Here is a 20,781-nt window from a genome sequence, read left to right on the forward strand (position 1 = left end):
CGAAGGCAGGTTTTGCGAACTATCCGGAATTCCCCGTCCGTTCGGGCTGAGCTTGTCGAAGCCCTGCACTTTCTTCGTCGCGAAGAAGTGCGGCCCTTCGACAAGCTCAGGGCGAATGGAGAGGAGGCACTTCTTCGGAGCTCGAATGTCCCGCACCCCTCGTCTCTATGCCGGAGAACAGCTTCGCGCCCTGCGCCGCGGCGCGGGCCTCAACCAGGCGGCGATGGCGGCGCGGCTGGGCATTTCCGTCTCCTATCTCTCCCAGCTCGAAAGCGGCGACCGGCCGCTGACCCCGGCCGTCACCGCAGCTTTGCGCAGACGGCATCCGGGTGCGCTGATCGAAAGCGAGGCGCCGGCCATGCGGCTGAGCGGGCTGACCGCGGCGCTCGGCGATCCAGTCCTGCCCCCAGCCCCTTCGCCCGACGCGATCGCGCGACTTGCCGAGGAGCGGCCCGAGATCGCCGACCGGATCATCGCCCTCCACGCCGCCGTGCGCGCCGCCGAGGAACGGCTGCAGATGGTCGAGGAGAGCATGACCTCGGGCATTTCGGGAGCCGGCGGGCGCATGCCGTGGGAGGCGGTGCGCGACTGGTTCCACATCGCCGGCAACTATGTCGATCCACTCGACCGGGCGGCCGAGGCGCTGGCCGAGACGCTCGGTCCGGACGAGACTGCGCTGGTTGCGCGGCTTGCGGGACACGGCATCGCGATCGTCGCGGCGGCCGACGATGCGGCGGCGCTGCGCGCATTCGACCGGCAGCGCGGCACGCTCACGCTCAACGGCGCGATGCCGCCCGAGAGCCGCCGCTTCCTGATCGCGCACCAGCTGGTCGCGATAGAATTCGCAGGCGCGATCGAGGAGATCGTCGACACGGCATCGGTTTCGAGCGTCGAGGCGCGCAACCTGTTGCGGATCGGCCTGGCCAATTATGCGGCGGGCGCGCTGACAATGCCTTATGCCCGGTTCCGCGCGACCGCGCGGGCGATGCGCCACGACATCGACCGGCTGTGCCGCCGCTTCGGGGTCAGCTTCGAGCAAGCATGCCACCGGCTCTCGACGCTGCAGCGGCCAGGGGCGGAGGGCATCCCCTTTTATTTCTGCCGGGTCGACATGGCGGGCAACATCACCAAGCGCCATTCAGCGACTCGGCTGCAGTTCGCCCGCTTCGGCGGCGCCTGCCCGTTATGGATCGTGCACGAAGCCGTCGCGATCCCCGACCGGATCGTCGTCCAGCATGCCGAGGCGCCGGACGGGGTGCGCTATGTCTCGATGGCCAAGGGGCTGGTCAAGCCATCGGGCAGCTTCACCCGCAGCCCGCGCCGCTACGCGGTGACATTGGGCTGCGAGGCCGAGCATGCCGCCGACTTCGTTTATGCCGACGCGCTCGACCGGACTGCGCCGCCGATCCCGATCGGCATCTCGTGCCGGCTCTGCCCGCGCGACGATTGCGACCAGCGCGCCTTTCCGCCAGCGGATCGCGACATCGCGGTCGATCCCGATATTCGCGGCAAGGTGCCTTACCGCGTCGTCTGAACGGCTTCCCCCCGCGCCCGCGATTTGGCACAACGGGGCGATGTGCATGGATCATCTGCCGGACTGGCCCCAACAAGGGCGCGAACGCATCATCGTACCCGCCCCCGTCGCCATCATCGGCACCGGCCAGTCGACCGGCGAGCATGAGGCGCTGGCAAGGCTCAGCCCCGATACGGTGATGATGATGGGCGACAATCCGGCGCTGCCGCGCATGCCCGAGGCCCCGACGTTGCTCGATTTCTTCCGGCTGCGCATCACCGGCATCACTGCCCGCCATTTGCTGACCTCAGCGCAGCGCGCGCTGGAGGACGGACAGGAAGAGAAGATCGTCCTGGCCTGCCTGCTCCACGACATTTCCAACGCCTGTCTGATCCGCTCGGACCATGGCTATTGGGGCGCCCAGATGATCGCGCCCTATGTCGACGAGGAAGTCGCCTGGGCGGTGCAGCAGCACCAGGCGCTGCGCTATTTCGCCGACGAATCGGTGGGCTATGCCTATCCCGAAAGCTATCACCGCTTCTTCGGGCCGGATTATGTGCCGCCCGCCTATATCCGGCAAGAGGCAGAGGCGGCGCGGGCGCATCGCTGGTATATGAGCGCCCGGCTGGTGACGCTGTACGACCTTTATTTCTTCGACGAGACGCCGACGCCGGACCCCGAATTCCTGACTGACGTGATCGGCCGGAACTTCCGCCAGCCGAGCCAGGGGCTCGGTTTCGACGGATCGCCGACCGCCCATATGTGGCGGACGATGATCTGGCCGAACAACTTCCTGTAGCGGCCGTCCGCTCGACTCTGGCCGAACCGTCCCGCGTGCGATAACGGCTCGGGCCTTCACGGGTCGCGGAAAAAACACAGCCATATGCAAGACAAGTCCGCGATTCGCCGCCGCTCCCTGCACGCCTATCTGTTCCTCGTCATCGTCATGGTGCTCTGGGCCGGCAATTCGATCGTCGGGCGCGCGGTGCGGGACGATATCCCGCCCTTCACCCTCGCCCTGGTGCGCTGGGCCGGGGCGGCCGCGATCCTGTTCCCCTTTGCCTGGCGACGGCTGCGGGCCGATGCGCCGGCGCTCCGCGCGCAGTGGCGGGCGGTGCTGATCCTGGGGCTGCTCGGTGTCGCTGCCTTCAATGCCCTGCTCTATTCGGGCCTGCACCATACCACCGCGAGCAACGGCCTGTTGATCCAGGCAGCGGTTCCGGCGCTGGTGCTGCTGATCGGCCGCGTGATCTTCGGGGAGCGGGCGCGCTCGCTGCAGATCGTGGGCGTCATCGCGTCGACCATCGGCGTCGGCTGGGTGGTGTCGCAGGGCGAGATCGACACGCTGCTTCACCTGAAGCTCGGCGCGGGCGATGCGCTGATCCTCGGCGCGACGTTGGTGTGGTCCTTCTACACGGCACTGCTGCGCCTGCGGCCGGATGTCGACCCGCTGAGCTTCCTTGTCGCGACCTTCACGATCGGCGCGCTCGCGATGCTGCCGCTGGCGGTGCATGAATGGCTGAACGGCGCGACGGTCACCTGGCGTCCCGCCACGTTCGGCGCCTTCGCCTATGTCGCGGTGCTGCCCTCGATCATCTCCTATTTCCTCTACAATCGCGCGGTCGCGACGATCGGCGCGGGGCGGGCGGGTCAGATGATCGCGCTGTTGCCGCTGTTCGGCGCAGTGCTGGCCGCCCTGCTACTCGGCGAACGGCTGCACACCTTCCATCTGTGGGGCATGGCCTGCATCGTCGCGGGCATCGTGCTTGCAGCGATCGCCGGGCGGGAGCGCCCCGTCAGACCTTGACGATGCCCCGGTCGATCAGGCTGCGGGCGGTATCGACGATCGAATCCGCCGCCGGGCGGGTCCGCCAGCCGAGCACTTCGAGAGCATGGTCCGAGCTGACCGCACGCGTCCGGCCGAGTTCGCCGGTGACCTGGCGGATGCTCGAATCGAACAGCGCCATTAGCTTGATCACGAAATCCGGGATGGCGCGCCTGGGCAATTTTCGCGCCTCCGGCCCGAGCCGCTCCCGCAGAATCTCCCCTACCTCGCGTATCATCATGAACGGCCCGGCCCCGATGAACCGCTCGTTCGCGATACCCGGCGCAACGAGGGCGCGGACATGCAGATCGGCAAGGTCGCGCACATCGACCACCGCTAAGCCGAGCCGCGGAAAACCGGGCATGGATCCGTCGATCAACCGCTTCACGAATTCGATCGACGCCGAAAAATCATCGCTCATCAGCGGCCCGAGCACAGCCGACGGATTGACCGTGCAGAATTCCATCGCGCCGCCATTGGCCGCCATCCAGTCCCGCGCCGCGCGCTCGGCGATCGTCTTCGATTTGATATAGGCGCCGAGCCCCGGCGCAGTGACGTCAGTCCAGTCGGCCTCGGTAAAGGTCCGCTCGGCGCCTTTGTGGCCATAAGCGATCGCCGCCACCGAAGAGGTCATCACGAAGCACCCGACCCCGGCCGCCGCCGCGAAGCGCAGCGCCCGCAACGCGCCGTCGCGCGCCGGCGCGATCAGTTCGTCCTCATGCTTGACCGCCTTCACCGGGAAGGGCGAGGCGACGTGCGCGACATGGCTGCAGCCCGCGACTGCCTCGGCCCAGCCGGCATCGTCCGTCAGGTCGGCGGCGAAGAAGCGGATCGACGATCCGGCGATACCGAGCGCAGCGCGCACCTCCGCCTCGCGTTTGAGCGAGCGGATCGTTGCGTTGATCTTCCAGCCTTCGGCCGCAAGCTGGCGGATCAGATAGCCGGCGATGTAGCCGCTGCCGCCCGTCACCAGGATCGTGCCCGTCATGAACCGCCCTCCCCGCTTTCAGGCGAAAGATGTATCCTGAGTACATTGAGATGGAAGTCGCGCCAAGATGGGTCACCGAGCGCGGCCCTTAGTCCCAGTCGAGGTCTACCGAGTGATCCTATAAGGGAAGCTCGTGAATCTCAGGCTGGCCGAAATAGCTCGTGCAGACATACCCGCGCGCTTCATAACCGCGCCGCATATTTTTGCCGACGAACTCCGTTGCCGAGCGAGAAACGCCGCAACGGGAACTGTACGTCAATCGCGTTACGCGTTCGCCATAACCGGCTTCGACCAATGCCTCACCTGTCGCACCAAGGTGCCACATGCCATGTGCGACCTTCGCGCCCGATAGCGTGATCAGGCCCAGAACGATGCCACCGGCCAACCGCCAATTCATCGCCCCTCCAAAAAACCGCCTCGACTATCTCCATATTCTCTTTTTGTTCTCCAGGCCAGTCACAGGGTATCGCTTTCGGGACCAGGCAATTCGCTCTCCATGACACACGGGCTTGCAATCCCCCGCCCCCCCGGCAAAGAGAGCCGCGCAGGAGAAACCCATGTCCGATCAGACGCTCTATCCCGTGCCACCCCAATGGGCGAAGCGCGCGCGCGTCGATGCGGCCGGATATGACAAGCTGTACGGCCGTTCGCTCGCCGATCCGGGCAGCTTCTGGCTCGAACAGGCGCGCCGGCTCGACTGGATCAAGCGGCCGGAGATCGCCGGCGACTGGTCGTTCGGCGAGAAGGATTTCCACATCCAGTGGTTCGCCGACGGCAAGCTGAACGTCGCGGCCAATTGCCTCGACCGGCACCTCGCCAAGCGCGGCGACCAGACCGCACTGATCTGGGAGCCCGACGAGCCGAGCGAGGAGCCGCGCCGCTTCACCTATCGCGAGCTTCATGCCGAGGTCTGCCGCTTCGCCAATGTGCTGAAAGCCCAGGGCGCGAAGAAGGGCGACCGGGTCACCATCTACATGCCGATGATCCCGGAGGCGGCGTTCGCGATCCTGGCCTGCGCACGGATCGGGGCGATCCATTCGGTCGTGTTCGGCGGCTTTTCGCCCGAAGCGCTGGCGGGCCGCATCACCGATTGCGACAGCGCCTTCCTCGTCACCGCCGACGAGGGCCGGCGCGGTGGCAAGCGCGTGCCGCTGAAGGCCAATGTCGATGCCGCCGCGGAGCGCGCGCCGGCGCTGAAGACCGTCATCGTCGTGCAGGCGACCGGCGGCGCGGTGACGATGCACGAGGGTCGCGACCTCTGGTATCACGAGGCGGCCGAGGGCGTGAGCGATCGCTGCGTGGCCGAGCCGATGGGGGCCGAGGATCCGTTGTTCATCCTCTACACCTCGGGCTCAACCGGACAGCCCAAAGGCGTGCTCCACACGAGCGGCGGTTATCTGCTCTGGGCGAGCCTGACGCATGAGCTGGCGTTCGATTACCGGCCCAGCGATGTCTGGTGGTGCGCTGCCGATATCGGCTGGGTCACCGGCCACAGCTACATCCTCTACGGCCCGCTCGCCAACGGCGCGACGACGCTGATGTTCGAAGGGCTGCCGACCTGGCCCGATGCGAGCCGCATCTGGCAGGTGGTCGACCGGCACAAGGTCCACACCCTCTTCACTGCCCCCACTGCGCTGCGCGCGCTGATGAAGGAAGGCGACGACTATGTGACGAAGACCAGCCGCGCGTCGCTGAAACTGCTTGGCACTGTCGGTGAGCCGATCAACCCGGAGGCGTGGCGCTGGTATCACGACGTGATCGGCGAAGGACGCTGCCCGATCATCGACACCTGGTGGCAGACCGAAACCGGCGGCGCGATGATCGCGCCGATGCCCGGGGCGACCGACCTGAAACCCGGCAGCGCGACCAAGCCGATGCCTGGTGTCGATCCGCAACTGGTCGACACCGAAGGCGTGGTGCTCAACGGCGCGACCGAGGGCAATCTGGTCATCGCGCGAAGCTGGCCGGGGCAGATGCGCAGCGTGTGGGGCGACCATGCGCGTTTCTTCCAGACGTATTTCACGACCTATCCCGGCAAATATTTCACCGGGGACGGCGCCCGGCGCGACGAGGACGGCTATTGGTGGATCACCGGCCGGGTCGACGACGTGATCAACGTATCCGGCCATCGCATGGGCACGGCCGAAGTTGAATCGGCGCTGGTGCTGCATCCGATGGTGGCCGAGGCAGCGGTGGTCGGCATGCCGCACGACATCAAGGGCCAGGGCATCTACGCCTATGTCACGCTCAATTCAGGCGAGGCACCGTCCGACGCGCTGCGCGCCGAGCTGATCAAATGGGTCCGCAGCGAGATCGGCCCGATCGCCGCGCCCGACGCGCTGCAGTTCGCGCCGGGCTTGCCCAAGACCCGTTCCGGCAAGATCATGCGCCGCATCCTGCGCAAGATCGCCGAGGGCGACGTCTCCAGCCTGGGCGATACCAGCACGCTGGCCGATCCGGCGGTGGTCGACGATCTGGTGGCGAACCGGGTGAGCTGACGCCACGCCCTCCGCGCCGGCGTGGAGGTTGAGAAGAAAGACCAGCATGCCGCCCGAACCCGCCCGTCCCGCCTGGCCGCCGGCTGCCCGCTGGGCGCTGCTGCTCGGCCTGTCGGCGGCGTTCGCCGGCGTGCTCGAGGCGGCGCACCTGCCGGCCGGGCTGCTGCTCGGGCCGATGATCGCCGCGATCATCGTCGCGGTGCGCGGCCATGGCGTGAGCGTCCCATCCTCGGCATTCCAGGCGGCGCAGGCGTTGGTCGGCCTGCTGGTCGCCGGAGCGTTCGACGCAGGGATGGTGACGACGGTGATCGATCACTGGCCGGTCTTCGTCGCCACCACGGCGGCGACCCTGGCGGTGAGCGTCCTGCTCGGCTGGCTGATCGCGCGGCTCGGCTGGCTGCCGGGTAGCGTCGCGGTGTGGGGCTGCATGCCGGGCGGGGCGGCCGCGATGGTGCTGATGGCGCAGTCCTATGGCGCCGAATGGCGGCTGGTCGCGGTGATGACGTACAGCCGCGTGGCCGTGGTCGCGGGCGCCGCCTCGATCGTCGCGGCGCTGGTGGGCGCACATGGCGGCGCGCACAGCCCGACCGCCGACTGGTTCGCGCCGGTCGATCCGATCGCCTGCGCCACGACGCTGGCGATCGCCGCGGTCGGCGGCTGGGCCGGCGTGCGGCTGAAGCTGCCGGCGGGCGCGTTGCTCGGCGCGCTGATCCTTGGGGCGGGGCTCAGCCTTGCCGGGCTGGGGCGGCTCGAACTGCCGGGCTGGCTGCTCGCGCTGAGCTATGCGGTGGTCGGCTGGCGCATCGGGCTGCACTTCACCCGCGACATCGTGAAGGCGGCCGCGCGCGTGCTGCCGCGCATCCTGCTCTCGATCCTGCTGCTCGTCGCCTTCTCGGCCGGGCTCGGCATGCTGGTGTCGGTGTTTGGCGGTGTCGACCCCGTCACTGCCTATCTCGCGACGAGCCCCGGCGGGATGGACTCCGTCGCGATCATCGCGGCATCGACCAAGGTCGACGTGCCCTATGTCATGGCGTTGCAGGCGCTGCGTTTCTTCGCGTGCCTGTTGCTCGGCCCGGCGCTGGCGCGCTTCGTGGCGAAGCGGCAGGGCGAGGTGCCCGGATAGGGTTCAGCGGATCATGCCATCCGTATCCATCGAGTGGTGCAGGATGCGGAAGATGCGCACCACCTCCCATCGATCTCATAGAAGATGCGGTGCCGCCGATAGGACAGACAGCGCACATCCTTGCCCGCGTGTTCCGCCGGGCGGCCGATCCGGGGATTTTGCACCAGCCGGTCGAAACTGTCGTGGAAGCCGAAATAATAGTCGGTCGCCACGGGATCCCCGAAGCGGATTGTACTGTAGGTAAGTATCTCGTCGAGATCGTTCTCGGCCGCAGCGCTGACCTCAAGCCGCGTCACGTCGCTTCCGATTGTCGTCGTATATTTCCTGAAGCGACCGCGTCCCCGGGCCGGATGCACGTCCCACTTCGATCGCCGCCTGTAGCCTGGCCAGTTTCCCGGCCTCGTCCTGATCCTGCTGGATCAGTTGCTGAAGATAGTCTTCGACGCTCGCGAACGCGCCCGTCTCGACCCGGGTCAACACCGCTGCGAGCTCTTCCTCGGTCAGGTCGATCTTCATCTGCGCCATGGCCGAATCCTATCATTCGCGCCGAGGCCGGACAAGATCACCGCAGTAGCACCAGCTCCTCCGCCATGGTCGGGTGAAGGGCGACGGTCTGGTCGAAGGCATCCTTGGTCAGGCCGGCTTTCACCGCGATCGCCGCGGCCTGGAGGATCTCCGGGGCGTCCGGACCGATCATGTGCAGGCCGAGGATCTTGCCCGTCTCGCTGTCGCAGATCATCTTGTAGAGCGCGCGCTCGTTGCGCCCGGCCAGCACGTTCTTCATCGGGCGGAAATCCGAGGTGTAGACCTTCACCGAGCCGAACTTGTTCTTGGCCTGGCTCTCCGTCAGGCCGACGCCGGCCATCGGGGGATGGCTGAACACCGCCGCCGGCACATTCTCGTAATCGACGCGGGTCGGCTTGCCGCCGAACAGCGTGTCGGCAAAGGCCTGGCCCTCGCGGATCGCGATCGGGGTGAGCTGGATGCGGTTGGTGACGTCCCCCACGGCATAGATGCTGTCGCAGGTCGAGCGGTTGTCGGCATCGACCACGACCGCGCCCTTCTCGTCGAGCTCGACGCCGGCGGACTCGAGGCCGAGGCCCGTGGTGTTGGGATCGCGCCCGGTCGCGAACATCACGCAATCGACCTCGATCGGCTCATGGCCCGACATGCTGACCTTCAGGCTGCCATCCTCGAGCTTCTCGATGCCCTGGAAATCGGCGTGGAAGCGGAACTCGATGCCCTTGGTCAGCGAAATCTGGAGCAACCGATCGCGGATCTGGTCGTCATAGCCGCGCAGGATCACGTCCGTGCGGTTGCTGAGCGTCACATGCGCGCCCAACTGATGGAAGATGCCGGCGAATTCGTTGGCGATATAGCCGGCGCCGGCGATCAGGATTCGCTTGGGCACGGCCTCCAAGTGGAAGGCCTCGTTCGAGGTTATGCCAAGCTCGTGGCCGGGACATTTGGGCACGGACGGCGTCGCGCCCACAGCGACGAGGATCGTCTTCGCGGTGACCTCGCGGCCGCTGCCGAGCAGGATATTGTGCGGGCCGGTGATCGTCGCGCGATCCTGGATGATCTCCACGCCGTTGTTGACCAAAGTGTCGGTATAGGCGCCGTTGATGCGATCAACCTCGTCGAAGACGTTCTTCGTCAGCACTTTCCAGTCGAACTCGCATTCCGGCACCTTCCAGCCGAAGCGCCGCGCATCGGCCAGATCCTCGGCGAAATGCGCGCCGTAGATCAGCAGCTTCTTCGGCACGCAGCCGCGGATGACGCAGGTGCCGCCGACGCGATATTCCTCGGCCACGGCGACCCTCGCGCCATGCGCCGCCGCGACGCGTGACGCGCGGGTGCCGCCGGAGCCGGCGCCGATGACGAACAGGTCGTAGTCGTAAGTGGCCTCGGCCATCATGATCTCCAAAGCGCGGCCGTTTGCAGGCCTGAAAAGAAGTGTTTCGATGACCCCGGATCAGGTCCGGGGCCGAACGGTCGGGATCAGCCTTCGCCGAACGCCCGCTTGATCAGGTCTTCGGTCGAGGCGTCGAACTTCTGGTCGCCCTCGCCCGCGGCCTTGGCCATTTCCTTGCCGAGCTCGACCCCGAACTGATCGAACGGATTGATGCCGAGCAGGGTCGCGTTCACGAAAGTGCGCTGTTCGTAAAAGGCGATCAGCGCGCCGAGCGTGCGGGCATCGAGCACGTCGAGCAGGATCGTCGAGCTGGGCCGATCGCCCGGGTAGCTGCGGGCAAGATCGGCGTCATTCGCACGCCCCTTCATCAGCGCGGCACCCTGCGCGAAGGCATTGAGCAGTAGCTGGCGGTGATGATCCTCGGCCAGCGTGTCGCCGGACTCGATCACTGCGACGAACTCGACGGGAACGAGATGCGTGCCCTGGTGGAGCAGCTGGAACACGGCATGCTGCGCATCGGTGCCGACGCCGCCCCAGGTGATCGCGGCGCTCGGCCGGCCGAGCGGCTGCCCGTCGACCGTCACGCCCTTGCCGTTCGATTCCATCTCGAGCTGCTGGAGATAGGAGGGGAGCAGCCGCAGCCGCTCGTCATAAGCGAAGGTCGCGCGGGTCTCGGCACCGCGGACCTGAGTGTAATAGAGATCGGCAAAGGCAGCGAGCGCCGGGGCATTCTCGCTGAGCGAGGAAAGGCGGAAATGGCGGTCCATCTCGGCCGCGCCGTCGAGCAGCTCCTCGAAACTGTCCCACCCGAGCGCGATCGCGGCGGGAAAACCGATCGACGACCAGAGCGAATAGCGCCCGCCGACGCTTTCCATGAAGGGCAGCACACGCGTTTCATCGACGCCCCATTCGATCGCCTTGTCGGGCGATGCGGTGAGCGCGATCACCCGGCCATAGGGATCGTCGACCCCATTTTCCTGCATCCATTCCAGCACGCTTTCGGCGTTGAGCATGGTCTCGGTGGTGGTGAAGGTCTTGGAGGCGACCACCAGCAGGGTGGCGGCGGGATCGAAACGGCTGAATGCTTCCTCGAGCGCGACGCCGTCGACGTTGGAGACGATCGCAGTATCGTAGCGGCGGGATTCGCGGCCGAGCGCATCGACCAGCAGATCCGGGCCGAGCGCGGAGCCGCCGATGCCGACATGCAGGACGTGGCGGATCGGCCCGAGCGCCTCGGCCTCGATCGCGTCAATCAGCGCGCGCATGCGGGCGTGGAAAGTGCGCGCGAGGCTGACATCCTCAGCCTTGCCCTCGCCGCGCTCCGCCGTGTGAGTCGCGGCGCGGCCTTCGGTGACGTTCACGATCTCCCCGGCGAACAAGGCCTCGCGCTTGCCGGCCAGGTCCTGCGCCTTCGCCAGCGCCTCGAACGCGGCAAGGGCATCAGCGGTCAGATGCGTCTTGGACCAGTCGAAATGCAGCCCGGCGACGTCGAGGCTGAACCGACCGAGGCGATCGGGATCATCGGCGAAGAGCGATTCGAGACGAGGCGACGGCAGGGCTTCGATCTTGGTCCAGTCGGCAGGCATGGATTCGTCTCCGCTAATCATGGCGTCAGGTAAGCGTGCCGGATCGATTCCGCCACTATGAACATGGTGGGGAACATATGTGACGTCACGAGCGGGCGTGCGGCTTGACGCCCCGCCCCGGCCACCGCAAACCGCGCCGCATGGCCGATACCGACGACATGCCCGCAACCGATCCCTCGCCCGCGACCACCGCCGCGCTGGCGAAGCCGAAATCGGAGACGCGCGATACCCTGATCTTCCTGGTGAAACTGGTGCTGGCGGTGCTGATCTTCCGCAGTTTCATCCTGTCGCCGTTCAACATCCCGTCGCAATCGATGCTGCCGCGGCTCTATGTCGGCGATTACCTGTTCGTCTCGAAATGGAATTACGGGTATTCGCGCCATTCGCTGCCGTTCAGCGTGCCGCTGATCCCCGGGCGGATCCTCGGCCGCGATCCGGCGCGCGGCGACGTCGTCGTCTTCCGCGGACCCGGCGGCGACCATGACGTGATCAAGCGCGTGATCGGCCTGCCCGGCGATACCGTGCAGATGCGGAACGGCCAGCTGATCCTGAACGGCACCGCGATCCCCAAGGAGCGCATCGCCGACTTCACGATTCCGATCACGCCGAACTATCCGGCGGGCAGCGAGTGCCCGGCCGAGTTCCTCGACGCCGATGCGCAGGGCAAGCAGATCTGCCGTTACCTGCAGTTCCGCGAGACGCTGCCCAACGGCAAGAGCTATAACGTGCTCGACCGCGGGATGAGTCCGGGGGCGGACGACACCCAGGTTTATGCCGTGCCGGCCGGCACCGTCTTCGTGATGGGCGACAATCGCGACGACAGCGGCGACAGCCGGTTCGATCCGCCGATGGGCATGGGTTATGTCCCGATGGACCGGATCGAGGGCAAGGCGCTCGTCTCCTTCTTCTCGACCGACGGCTCGGCCAGCTGGCTGCTGCCCTGGACCTGGTTCACCGCGGCGCGCTGGTCGAGGATCGGGGAAGGCTTTTGAGCGGCGCGCGGCCCGAAACCGGGCCGGGCGGCGACCTCGCCGGGTGGATCTCATCGACCTTCGGCCACCGACCGGGCGCGCTGGCCGGCTATGAGCGCGCGCTGACTCATGGCAGCCAGGCCGCGGCGAATTACGAGCGGCTCGAATTCCTGGGCGACCGCGTGCTTGGCCTGTGCATGGCGGAGTGGCTGTTCGAACTGTTCCCGGGCGAGCCGGAAGGTGCGCTGTCCAAGCGGCTCAACGCGCTGGTGACGGGCGCGGTGTGCGCCGATGTCGCGCGCGGGCTGGGGGTGAGCGCGCAGCTTAAGCTCGGCAAGCAGGCGCGCGACGATGGGGCGGCCGACAGCGACAATGTGCTGGGCGACGTGATGGAGGCGCTGATCGGCGCGCTCTATCTCGATGCCGGGCTGGAGGCCGCGCGGGCCGCGATTCGCAATGCCTGGGGCGACCGGGTGAAGATCCAGGGATCGGCTGCGCCGCAGCACCCCAAATCCGCGCTGCAGGAATGGGCCGCGGCGCATAACCGGCGCACCCCGGCCTATGAAGTGATCGAGCGATCCGGCCCGCACCACGCGCCGCGCTTCACGGTGAAGGCCTCGATCGGCGCGCTGGCCGAGGCGATCGCGACGGGCAGCTCCAAGCAGGAGGCCGAACGGCTGGCGGCGCAGGCGCTGCTGGAGAAATTGCCGCGCTAGCACCGCGTGGCGGCCGCAAGTAACGGGACCGGCCCGATACTGTCGGACTGCAAGTAACCGGGGACTTTTGTGAGGCCACGTCGACCCGTTTTTTGCGGTCGCTTTATTTGGCGCCTTCAGTCGATGGACTGTATTGGTGGTCCGCATGTGCCGCGGTGGGCGCCGAACATTGCACGGACGGCGTTCGAATAGGTCGGAAAAATCGCGAAATACTTCCCGATTTATGAGAATGGGTCGACGATTAGCCGGCTTGTCTGGTACGTGCATGCCGATCCCGATCCTTTACAGGAGCGCCTCCGGGAACGGAAAAGCGCGACCGCGCAGGATAACCGAGGTGGCGAGGCGAATTGAATCGGGTGATCGGACCGCACCGGCCGCTTTTAACGATTTACTCACGGATACCGCGCTATCCCGTTGGCGAGGGTGGGAAATCTATGGCGTCGAGGGCATCGCACTATCGCACCGTGGCAGCAGCGTCGCTCGAGCGGCGCGCCGAACCGCGCTATCCGGTGCATATCAGCCGGGCGACGGCCCGCTCGCGCGGCCGGGAAGCAACCGCGACCCTGTGCGATATCTCGACCTATGGCTGCCGCCTCCAGGCATCCGTGAAGCATCCACCGGGTGAGCGGCTCCTGCTCAAGCTCAACGGCAGCGCACCGCTCGCCGCGACCGTGATCTGGAGCGAGGGCGGCCGCATGGGATGCCGCTTCGACGAATCCCTGCCGCGCGAGATCATGCGGGAGCTGATTGCTTAACTGGCGTGAGGAGAAGCAGCCGGAAATGCAACTGCCAAGGCCGGCATGTGACCGAGTGGACAGTCGGATATCGCGCTGAACCAGACGGCGGCACGGAATTACAATTCAAGGATTGCGCCAAAGCGGCACCATGAGTTGTGCCTGCCTGCCGCCATGATTCTCGTAAAACATCTCCGCCGCCGATTAATCCAGCAAACAGAGTCGTTTAAAGAAACCGAATCCGATCTATCTGTCCTGCCTGGCAATTGACGACTCAGGCCCGATAGCTGAACCTTGACTGATTGTTCGGGCTGGACTCGGGCGACGGAGGAGGGATAGCCGGATGCCAGCACGTTGGTTGCTGCTGTGCGGAGTAGCACCCGCGGTGCTTGTTGCCGGAACCTCGGCGCGAGCGTCCGAAAACACCATTTATACCTATGACGCCCTTGGCCGCCTGGTCACGACTAATCGTGCGGGCGGCCCCAGCGGCGGGGTGACGATGGCGACCTGCTTCGATCCGGCAGGCAACCGAACACAATATTTCGTCGGAACGAGCGGCGCGCCAGCCTGCGCGACGTCCATTTCGACGCCCACACCCACGCCCACGCCGACACCCACTCCTGTGCCGACCCCGACGCCCACTCCAACCCCTACACCAACCCCCACTCCAACGCCGACACCGACGCCGACCAATCTGCCGCCAGTCGCGGTGGCGGACTCATTGAGCCTGCGTTGCTGGACAAGCGCGACGGCGAACCTGACGGCGAACGACAGCGATCCGGACAACAATGTGCCGCTTTCGCTGCAATCCGTCACGGGCGGATCGGATACCGTGGCGACGGTCATCAGCAGCACCTCGGTACAAGTTGACGCGGGGGACAAGGGCACCGCGACTTTCAGCTATGTGGTCCGGGACAGTCTGGGCGCGGCATCAACCGGCACGCTTACGGTGCATATTACCGGGCCGACACTGACGTGCAGCGGAGGTGGCGCCGAGTGATGCGTTCCGCTTCAAGCTTTCAATCCATATGTTGGCGCGATGCTCTAAGAGCGAAATCTAATATATATAATAACTCAATACGGGAACCATTATCTTCGGGACCGAAATGATGATTTCAATTAGGACTGCACCCAAATTTGAGCGGTATTTTATATCGGAACGTCTTCCGCTATGCATCAGCGGATTTTGTCGAATTTCGATCCTGCTCGCCGCTTCGATCAGCGCTCACACCCTGGCTCAACTACCGCCGCCGCCCAAAGGCCCGCGGATCGACGCAAATGGCGTAGATGTGAAGACTGGTAATCCAGTTTATTCACGTGCCGAACTGGACATCGGTCCACCGGGGGAGAATGGACTGCATTTAGCGCGATATCTGAGTGGCGGGATCTTTCGGGACTCTTTCGACAGCACATATCTTGATAACAACATCATGGATATACCCGAGTCGATTAGCGCCTCTTTTGGTCCGACTGGAGACAGCTTCGGAAGCTTTGGTGTCTCACCCGGCGCATTTATATTCTCCGAATCTTCGGGACCCATCTATAAGCAAAAAAATGGCACAAAGGTAACATTTGGCCTGTTGATATGGGATCAATATGGCGCGTTCGGTGATAACTCCGAGCAAATATACCGTTTAGCGACCTCTGTATCTTACGGAAATGGTGTAGTTTGGACTATTCACTACAAAGTGATTCCACAAACATATTATCCGGTCTTTCGTATTCAGTCTGTAACGACGAACACCGGATATCAAATCAAATTCACCTATGAGAGCAATAACGTCTCTCAGGGCTGGTGGGGCAGACGGGTATCCGCGAAGGCAATCAACAATTCCATAGAATATTGTGATCCGGATGCGGATAGCTGTGCGCTATCGCATCCATGGCCGACCGCATCCTACGCTTACACCTCAAGTGGTTCACCCACAGCACCTCCGGTCATCGGTACGACATCGGTTACCGACGCAACGGGTGGCGTGACGGTCTATCGCAGCACGAGTGGCCCATCTTCGACCTTGTCGATCACCAATCCGGACAGCGCGGTCGAAAGCATTAAGTATCTATTCAGCTATTTGCCAAATTGTGTGCAAAACCCAAACATTCCGAACTTCGCGCTCTGCTCCATGGGGTCAGACTATCGTGTGACGAGCGCGATCCTTCCAGATAAAACCACGAACTACGCATACAATATATCCGCCGGCTTGGTTACCTCTACGGAGCCCGGCGGAATAGTAAATCGGTATTATTCTCAGAACACACTTCGCGACGGAGAATATGCTCTTGTTCAGTGGATCGACCCGCTTAACCACGTTTATAATTTCCAGGTAAATCAGGATGGCCTGGAAACGCAGGCGCAGTGGCCGGAGCTCAATTATGTGAGTTCTACCCGGGACGCAGCCGGCAATGTGCTGGATGAGACTGCCTACCCTAAGCCGTCGGGTGGACCCACTCTCGCGCGCCATCAGACCTTTGATCCGTGCACTGCATCTTCAATGACGTGCGACAAGCCAAGGACCATTACCGACCCGCGCGGAAACGTGACGGCGATGCAGTATAACGCAAATGGCCAGATGGTGTCGGAGGTTGGCCCGCCGGACTCGCACAACATCCGGACAGTGAAGCTGTTCACTTATGCTGACCTCTATGCCTATGTGAAGAATAGCGCCGGATCGCTAGTGGCGGCGGCGAGCCCGGTCTCGATGTTGACGAGCGAGACGATGTGCGAGGGAGCGCCCGGCAGCAGTGCCGCGGCCTGCTCGACGGCACCGGCCGCTGTCAAGGTCGTGACGACCTATGAATATGGGGCCGCCGGGACGCCAAACACGCTCCTGCGCCGCGCCAAGGTGGTGGATCAGGGACCGGGCAAGCTCAATCTGCGCACCTGCTACAGCTATGATGATTACGGAAACAATATCTCGGAAACGGCGCCGCGCGCCGGCCTGACGAGCTGTCCATGAGCAGTTTCGGGAGAAGCGGCACAATGTGCAAGATGCTGATTCGCGCCGTCGCCGCTTTGCTGCCGCTGGCATGGCCGGGCGCGGCGATGGCGCAGTCGACAGCGTCGCCGTTCACCGCCGGCCATCGCTACGACAAGATGCAGCGATTGACGGGCGAGATCTCCCCCGACCCCGACGGGGCAGGCCCACTGCACCATGCCGCTGTGCGCAACAGCTACGACGCGGCGGGGCGGCTTATCCAGATCGACACGGGCGAACTTGCCGCGTGGCAGCCGGAATCGATCGAACCGAAGGACTGGATAGGCTTCACCGTCTTCAAGTCCGTGAAGACGGCATTTGATCCGATGGACCGCAAGGTCACCGAAAGCACCGTCACGACAAGCGGGTCAGGCGACCTCACCTATATCCTGACCCAGTATAGCTACGATGCCGTTGGCCGGCTCGAATGTACCGCCGTCCGAATGAACCCGGCTGCCTTCGCCTCGCGGCCGGCGAGCGCCTGCGCGCTCGGTGTCCAAGGGAGCTACGGCCCGGATCGGATAACTAGGCTGGTCTATGATGGCGGGGGCGAGGTCATCCAGATCCGCAAGGCCTTTGGCACCCCGCTTGAGCAGGTCTACGCCGGCTATGGCTACACAACGAACGGTAAACAGCAATATGTAACCGACGCCAACGGCAACCGTGCTCAATATGACTATGACGGCCAAGACCGCCAGATCCGCTGGCGTTTCCCGTCTACGACCGTCGCCGGCAGCGTTAGCGCCAACGACTATGAGGAATATGCCTATGACGCCAACGGCAACCGTACGAGCCTGAGGAAGCGAGACGGGCGGACGCTGACCTACGGCTACGATGCGCTCAACCGGATGACGTCGAAGCTGGTCAGCGGCGCCTGCGTCGCCGGGTATGCCTGCACCACCCCGCCTTCCTGGGCGGTGCGCGATGTCTATTATGATTACGACATCCGTGGGCTTCGACTCTCGGCGCGCTTCGACAGTGGCGCGGCCGGCAGCGACGGGGTGACCCAGGCCTATGATGCGGTCGGGCGGATGACCTCGAGCAATATCAGCATGGCGGGGTTCAGCCGGACGCTCGGCTATCAATATGACGCCGACGGCAACCGCACCCGCCTGACTCATCCCGACGGTGTCTATGTCGATTACAATTATGACGGGCTCAACCGGATGACCAACGCCGCCTGGCATACGGCGACGGTCGCAACGGTGCCCTTCCTGACGATCCCCTATGATCCGCAGGGGCGGCGGACGGCCACGCTCCGCGGCAGCAGCGGCACCAGCTATGGCTATGATCCGATCTCGCGGCTCGCATCGGAGAGCCAGTCCTTCGCCAGCGGCAGCGCGAACGCCACCACCAGCTTCGGCTATAATCCGGCGAGCCAGATCGTCAGCCAGGGCCGCTCGAACGACGCCTATGCCTATGCGGGCTATGTCGCCGGGACAACGGGCTATGTTGCCAACGGGCTCAACCAATATGTCACGGTCGGTGCCGGCACGCTGGGCTATGATTCGAACGGCAATCTGGCATCGACCGGCGGGACGAGCCTCACATACGACGTCGAGAACCGGCTCGTCGCGGCGGCGGGAACGCTGACGACGACGATGGTTTACGACCCGCTCGGGCGGCTGTTTCAGACCTCTGGTGGGGCATCAGGCACGACCCGCTTCCTCTACGATGGCGATGCGCTGGTCGCTGAATATGACGACTCGGGCGCGACGATCGCGCGCTATGTCCATGGCCCGCTGGAAGACGAGCCGATCCTGGCGGATGGCGGTAGCGCAATGGACTGTTCGCAGACGCGCTTTCTGCACAGCGATCATCAGGGCTCGATCGTCGCGCAGGCCGATTGCTGGGGCAATCCGACCGCAATCAACACTTATGACGAATATGGCGTGCCCGGCTCGGGCAATATCGGCCGGTTCGAATATACCGGGCAGGCCTGGCTGCCCGATCTCGGCATGTATTATTACAAGGCGCGGATCTATTCCGCGCGGCTGGGACGGTTCCTGCAGACCGATCCAATCGGCTACAAGGACCAGATGGATCTCTATGCCTATGTCGGCAATGATCCGGTCGACGGGCGCGACCCCAGTGGAGAACTGGACGGTAGTTCCGCCGCCGCAAGAGCTCTTTTGGCTGCGCTCGAGACCGATGCAGCTGGGGGCGGCCCCGAGAACCCTCTCGCCGACATTGCCGCTATTGCTGTCGGCGTCGGTGTTTTCATATACATAGAACACCAAAATGCGGACGGGGATCGCGCGCGCGCGGCAAGAACAGACGCGGCTCGCGGCATTGATCGAAGCGCATCCCCGCCCCGAGCACAAAACGGCGTTTCTACGCTGAAGCCTGGCCCTAATGCAGGTCCAGGAGTACCGGCTTCCGGTCCACGGGCCACAGCCGCTGAGCGTCGAGGGGTAAACGCTGAAGGCAACGCACGGGGCTGTCACACATGTGGCGCTCGCACCCCGGGCACAAGATCAGGAAATTGGATCCCGGACCATCAACAATCTACTGCGCTGAAGCCAGCTGGTGCTTCGCAACGGCTTTACCCACATTGTGATGCGTGTAGTCGCCGACAGGCGGGAGAAGTGACTGCGGCAGTGAGAAAGCGGGACTAGAAATAAAATGCTATACACCTGCGTAAAGAGCTATACCGTTCCAAACGGCGTACTTTTTGTCTACGATCAAAGTGAAAATCTCGTCGTGCCAGACGATACAGGTGCGTCGGCCATTCAAGTGACGAAGAACTGTCTATCTATTTGGACAATAGGAGAATATGATGGGGAAGTCGATATTATTCTAACTGATGACGGCCGACGCGCAGTCGGCGAAATGGTATTTTCTGGGCATATTCAGACTTCAAGTCAGATATTGTCCATAAATAGATCAGATACGAAAGTAATTTGTGAGATAAGTGTCGCTTCTTCGATAACGGAGCTTCGCATATTTGCTGAAAACTTCCCCTACGCGACGCGCGTAACCTGCATAGTTGCCTAAATTTTAATGAAATATTCAATATAAATAATTTCAATCAATGCCAGAAGAGTCCCCGGACATTGTGTAATTGAATTACCAACGTGCGCGGCTTACGCCCCACGGTGAGACTCTCAAAGCGCTGATTTTCTCATTCGTTGCAGCGAGTAAGGGGAGGCTCACGATGGCGCCAGCGATTGGAGTTCCAGCCAACCATTCTATAATGCGGGATCTTCTATTACGGCGGCGACAATACTCGGATACGGTCAAGAAATGCCGTCGCCCCCCTCATCTCAGCAACCCCGCCACCTGCGGCGCAATGCCGCGCACGACCACCTCGACCCCGCGCGGATTGGGGTGCATGCCGTCGGCCTGAAGCAGCGGGCGCTGGGCGGCGACGCCGGTGAGGAAGAAGGGGTAGAGCGCGGCGCCGTGCTTGCGGGCGAGCTGCGGGAAGATCGGTTCGAACTGCGCGGCATAGGCCTTGCCCATATTGGGGGCGGCGCGCATGCCGGCGACCAGCACGCGGATCTGGCGGCGTTTCAGCTCGGTGAGGATCGCATCGAGGTTCGCGCGGGTCTGGGCCGGGCTCAGGCCGCGCAGCATGTCGTTCGCGCCGAGCTCGACGATGACGAGATCGGGCTTGCGCTTCAGCGCGTTCAGCACCCAGGCGAGCCGCGCCTTGCCGGCCGCGCTGGTATCGCCCGAGACGCTGCCGTTGCGAACCTGGACCTTCACCCCACTCTTGCGCAGCGCCGCTTCGAGCCGCGCGGGAAAGGCCTGGGCCGGGGCCAGGCCGTAACCGGCCATCAGGCTGTCGCCAAAGGCAAGGACGAGCTTGTCCTGCCCCTGCGCGCTCGCCGGCGCGGCCAGCAGCACCGCCCATATCAGCGCGAGCGCTTGGAGAACCGATCGTGCCACGCCATATGCCATATTCCTGCGCTTCATTCGGATCATCCATCAG

18 protein-coding genes are annotated in these 20,781 nt (G+C 64.2%); 11 read left to right on the plus strand and 7 right to left on the minus strand.

All coding sequences use genetic code 11. The features are described 5' to 3' along the window. The first annotated feature begins 145 nt into the window (after window positions 1–145). The 3 genes from U1769_RS00390 to U1769_RS00400 all read left to right on the plus strand — a co-directional run bounded on the left by U1769_RS00390 (window position 146) and on the right by U1769_RS00400 (window position 3,320). Window positions 146–1,534: a helix-turn-helix domain-containing protein gene (locus U1769_RS00390; RefSeq protein ID WP_332710708.1), complete on the plus strand. Its 1,389-nt coding sequence runs from the start codon at window positions 146–148 to the stop codon at window positions 1,532–1,534. A gap of 46 nt (window positions 1,535–1,580) precedes the next feature. After that, window positions 1,581–2,312 carry a hypothetical protein gene (locus U1769_RS00395; protein WP_332710710.1) on the plus strand — a complete coding sequence of 244 codons (732 nt, stop codon included), beginning with the start codon at window positions 1,581–1,583 and terminating at the stop codon, window positions 2,310–2,312. Window positions 2,313–2,396: 84 nt separating this feature from the next. Beyond that, window positions 2,397–3,320 carry a DMT family transporter gene (locus U1769_RS00400; protein WP_332710712.1) on the plus strand — a complete coding sequence of 308 codons (924 nt, stop codon included), beginning with the start codon at window positions 2,397–2,399 and terminating at the stop codon, window positions 3,318–3,320. Here U1769_RS00400 and U1769_RS00405 read toward each other — a convergent pair. After that, window positions 3,310–4,326: an NAD-dependent epimerase/dehydratase family protein gene (locus U1769_RS00405; protein ID WP_332710714.1), complete on the minus strand. Its 1,017-nt coding sequence runs from the start codon at window positions 4,324–4,326 to the stop codon at window positions 3,310–3,312. The genes U1769_RS00400 and U1769_RS00405 overlap by 11 nt on opposite strands. A gap of 118 nt (window positions 4,327–4,444) precedes the next feature. Beyond that, window positions 4,445–4,711, minus strand: a complete 267-nt coding sequence (locus tag U1769_RS00410; protein WP_332710716.1) for a hypothetical protein — start codon at window positions 4,709–4,711, stop codon at window positions 4,445–4,447. Between the two features lie 172 nt (window positions 4,712–4,883). Here U1769_RS00410 and acs point away from each other — a divergent pair, with 172 nt between their 5' ends. After that, entirely contained in the window at window positions 4,884–6,824 is a 1,941-nt protein-coding gene (acs, locus tag U1769_RS00415) for an acetate--CoA ligase (RefSeq protein WP_332710718.1), read from the plus strand. A gap of 46 nt (window positions 6,825–6,870) precedes the next feature. Continuing rightward, a complete protein-coding gene (locus U1769_RS00420) occupies window positions 6,871–7,947 on the plus strand; it encodes an AbrB family transcriptional regulator (RefSeq protein WP_332710720.1) in 1,077 nt (358 codons plus the stop codon). An 11-nt stretch (window positions 7,948–7,958) separates the two neighbouring features. Here U1769_RS00420 and U1769_RS00425 read toward each other — a convergent pair whose 3' ends face one another. The 4 genes from U1769_RS00425 to pgi form a co-directional block, all read right to left on the minus strand. Continuing rightward, complete coding sequence (locus U1769_RS00425) at window positions 7,959–8,243, minus strand: type II toxin-antitoxin system RelE/ParE family toxin (RefSeq protein ID WP_332710722.1); 285 nt, start codon at window positions 8,241–8,243, stop codon at window positions 7,959–7,961. Then, window positions 8,230–8,472, minus strand: coding sequence for a ribbon-helix-helix domain-containing protein (locus tag U1769_RS00430; RefSeq protein WP_332710724.1), 243 nt, complete (start codon window positions 8,470–8,472; stop codon window positions 8,230–8,232). Before U1769_RS00430 ends, U1769_RS00425 begins: the two co-directional genes overlap by 14 nt. A 37-nt stretch (window positions 8,473–8,509) precedes the next feature. Next, window positions 8,510–9,862, minus strand: a complete 1,353-nt coding sequence (gene gor, locus U1769_RS00435) for a glutathione-disulfide reductase (protein WP_332710725.1) — start codon at window positions 9,860–9,862, stop codon at window positions 8,510–8,512. Between the two features lie 86 nt (window positions 9,863–9,948). Continuing rightward, on the minus strand, window positions 9,949–11,448 hold the full coding sequence (gene pgi, locus U1769_RS00440) for a glucose-6-phosphate isomerase (RefSeq protein ID WP_332710727.1): 1,500 nt from the start codon (window positions 11,446–11,448) through the stop codon (window positions 9,949–9,951). A gap of 140 nt (window positions 11,449–11,588) precedes the next feature. Here pgi and lepB point away from each other — a divergent pair, with 140 nt between their 5' ends. From lepB to U1769_RS00470, 6 genes are all read left to right on the plus strand, one after another. Next, complete coding sequence (gene lepB / locus U1769_RS00445) at window positions 11,589–12,440, plus strand: signal peptidase I (RefSeq protein ID WP_332710729.1); 852 nt, start codon at window positions 11,589–11,591, stop codon at window positions 12,438–12,440. Continuing rightward, window positions 12,437–13,135 carry a ribonuclease III gene (gene rnc / locus U1769_RS00450; protein WP_332710731.1) on the plus strand — a complete coding sequence of 233 codons (699 nt, stop codon included), beginning with the start codon at window positions 12,437–12,439 and terminating at the stop codon, window positions 13,133–13,135. Before lepB ends, rnc begins: the two co-directional genes overlap by 4 nt. Window positions 13,136–13,599: 464 nt before the next feature. Continuing rightward, the gene (locus tag U1769_RS00455; protein ID WP_332710733.1) at window positions 13,600–13,890 is read left to right on the plus strand and encodes a PilZ domain-containing protein; all 291 of its coding nucleotides are present in this window, start codon (window positions 13,600–13,602) and stop codon (window positions 13,888–13,890) included. Window positions 13,891–14,212: 322 nt separating this feature from the next. After that, complete coding sequence (locus U1769_RS00460; RefSeq protein ID WP_332710735.1) at window positions 14,213–14,869, plus strand: Ig-like domain-containing protein; 657 nt, start codon at window positions 14,213–14,215, stop codon at window positions 14,867–14,869. Between the two features lie 106 nt (window positions 14,870–14,975). After that, the gene (locus tag U1769_RS00465) at window positions 14,976–16,826 is read left to right on the plus strand and encodes a hypothetical protein (protein ID WP_332710736.1); all 1,851 of its coding nucleotides are present in this window, start codon (window positions 14,976–14,978) and stop codon (window positions 16,824–16,826) included. Window positions 16,827–16,849: 23 nt separating this feature from the next. Further along, window positions 16,850–19,462, plus strand: a complete 2,613-nt coding sequence (locus U1769_RS00470; protein WP_332710738.1) for an RHS repeat domain-containing protein — start codon at window positions 16,850–16,852, stop codon at window positions 19,460–19,462. Between the two features lie 643 nt (window positions 19,463–20,105). Here U1769_RS00470 and U1769_RS00475 read toward each other — a convergent pair. Continuing rightward, window positions 20,106–20,765 carry an arylesterase gene (locus U1769_RS00475; protein ID WP_332710740.1) on the minus strand — a complete coding sequence of 220 codons (660 nt, stop codon included), beginning with the start codon at window positions 20,763–20,765 and terminating at the stop codon, window positions 20,106–20,108. Between the last annotated feature and the right edge of the window lie 16 nt (window positions 20,766–20,781).

The sequence above is a fragment of the Parasphingomonas zepuensis genome, assembly GCF_036663735.1.
GTDB lineage: Bacteria > Pseudomonadota > Alphaproteobacteria > Sphingomonadales > Sphingomonadaceae > Sphingomonas.

Excerpts from the sequence above, each read along its gene's own strand:
- U1769_RS00465 (WP_332710736.1), top strand. The coding sequence starts at position 14,976 with ATGATGATTTCAATTAGGACTGCACCCAAATTTGAGCGGTATTTTATA.
- U1769_RS00390 (WP_332710708.1), top strand. The coding sequence starts at position 146 with ATGTCCCGCACCCCTCGTCTCTATGCCGGAGAACAGCTTCGCGCCCTG.
- U1769_RS00395 (WP_332710710.1), top strand. The coding sequence starts at position 1,581 with ATGGATCATCTGCCGGACTGGCCCCAACAAGGGCGCGAACGCATCATC.
- lepB (WP_332710729.1), top strand. The coding sequence starts at position 11,589 with ATGGCCGATACCGACGACATGCCCGCAACCGATCCCTCGCCCGCGACC.
- pgi (WP_332710727.1), bottom strand. The coding sequence starts at position 11,448 with ATGCCTGCCGACTGGACCAAGATCGAAGCCCTGCCGTCGCCTCGTCTC.
- U1769_RS00420 (WP_332710720.1), top strand. The coding sequence starts at position 6,871 with ATGCCGCCCGAACCCGCCCGTCCCGCCTGGCCGCCGGCTGCCCGCTGG.
- U1769_RS00430 (WP_332710724.1), bottom strand. The coding sequence starts at position 8,472 with ATGGCGCAGATGAAGATCGACCTGACCGAGGAAGAGCTCGCAGCGGTG.
- U1769_RS00400 (WP_332710712.1), top strand. The coding sequence starts at position 2,397 with ATGCAAGACAAGTCCGCGATTCGCCGCCGCTCCCTGCACGCCTATCTG.
- acs (WP_332710718.1), top strand. The coding sequence starts at position 4,884 with ATGTCCGATCAGACGCTCTATCCCGTGCCACCCCAATGGGCGAAGCGC.
- gor (WP_332710725.1), bottom strand. The coding sequence starts at position 9,862 with ATGGCCGAGGCCACTTACGACTACGACCTGTTCGTCATCGGCGCCGGC.
- U1769_RS00460 (WP_332710735.1), top strand. The coding sequence starts at position 14,213 with ATGCCAGCACGTTGGTTGCTGCTGTGCGGAGTAGCACCCGCGGTGCTT.
- U1769_RS00405 (WP_332710714.1), bottom strand. The coding sequence starts at position 4,326 with ATGACGGGCACGATCCTGGTGACGGGCGGCAGCGGCTACATCGCCGGC.
- U1769_RS00475 (WP_332710740.1), bottom strand. The coding sequence starts at position 20,765 with ATGAAGCGCAGGAATATGGCATATGGCGTGGCACGATCGGTTCTCCAA.
- U1769_RS00470 (WP_332710738.1), top strand. The coding sequence starts at position 16,850 with ATGTGCAAGATGCTGATTCGCGCCGTCGCCGCTTTGCTGCCGCTGGCA.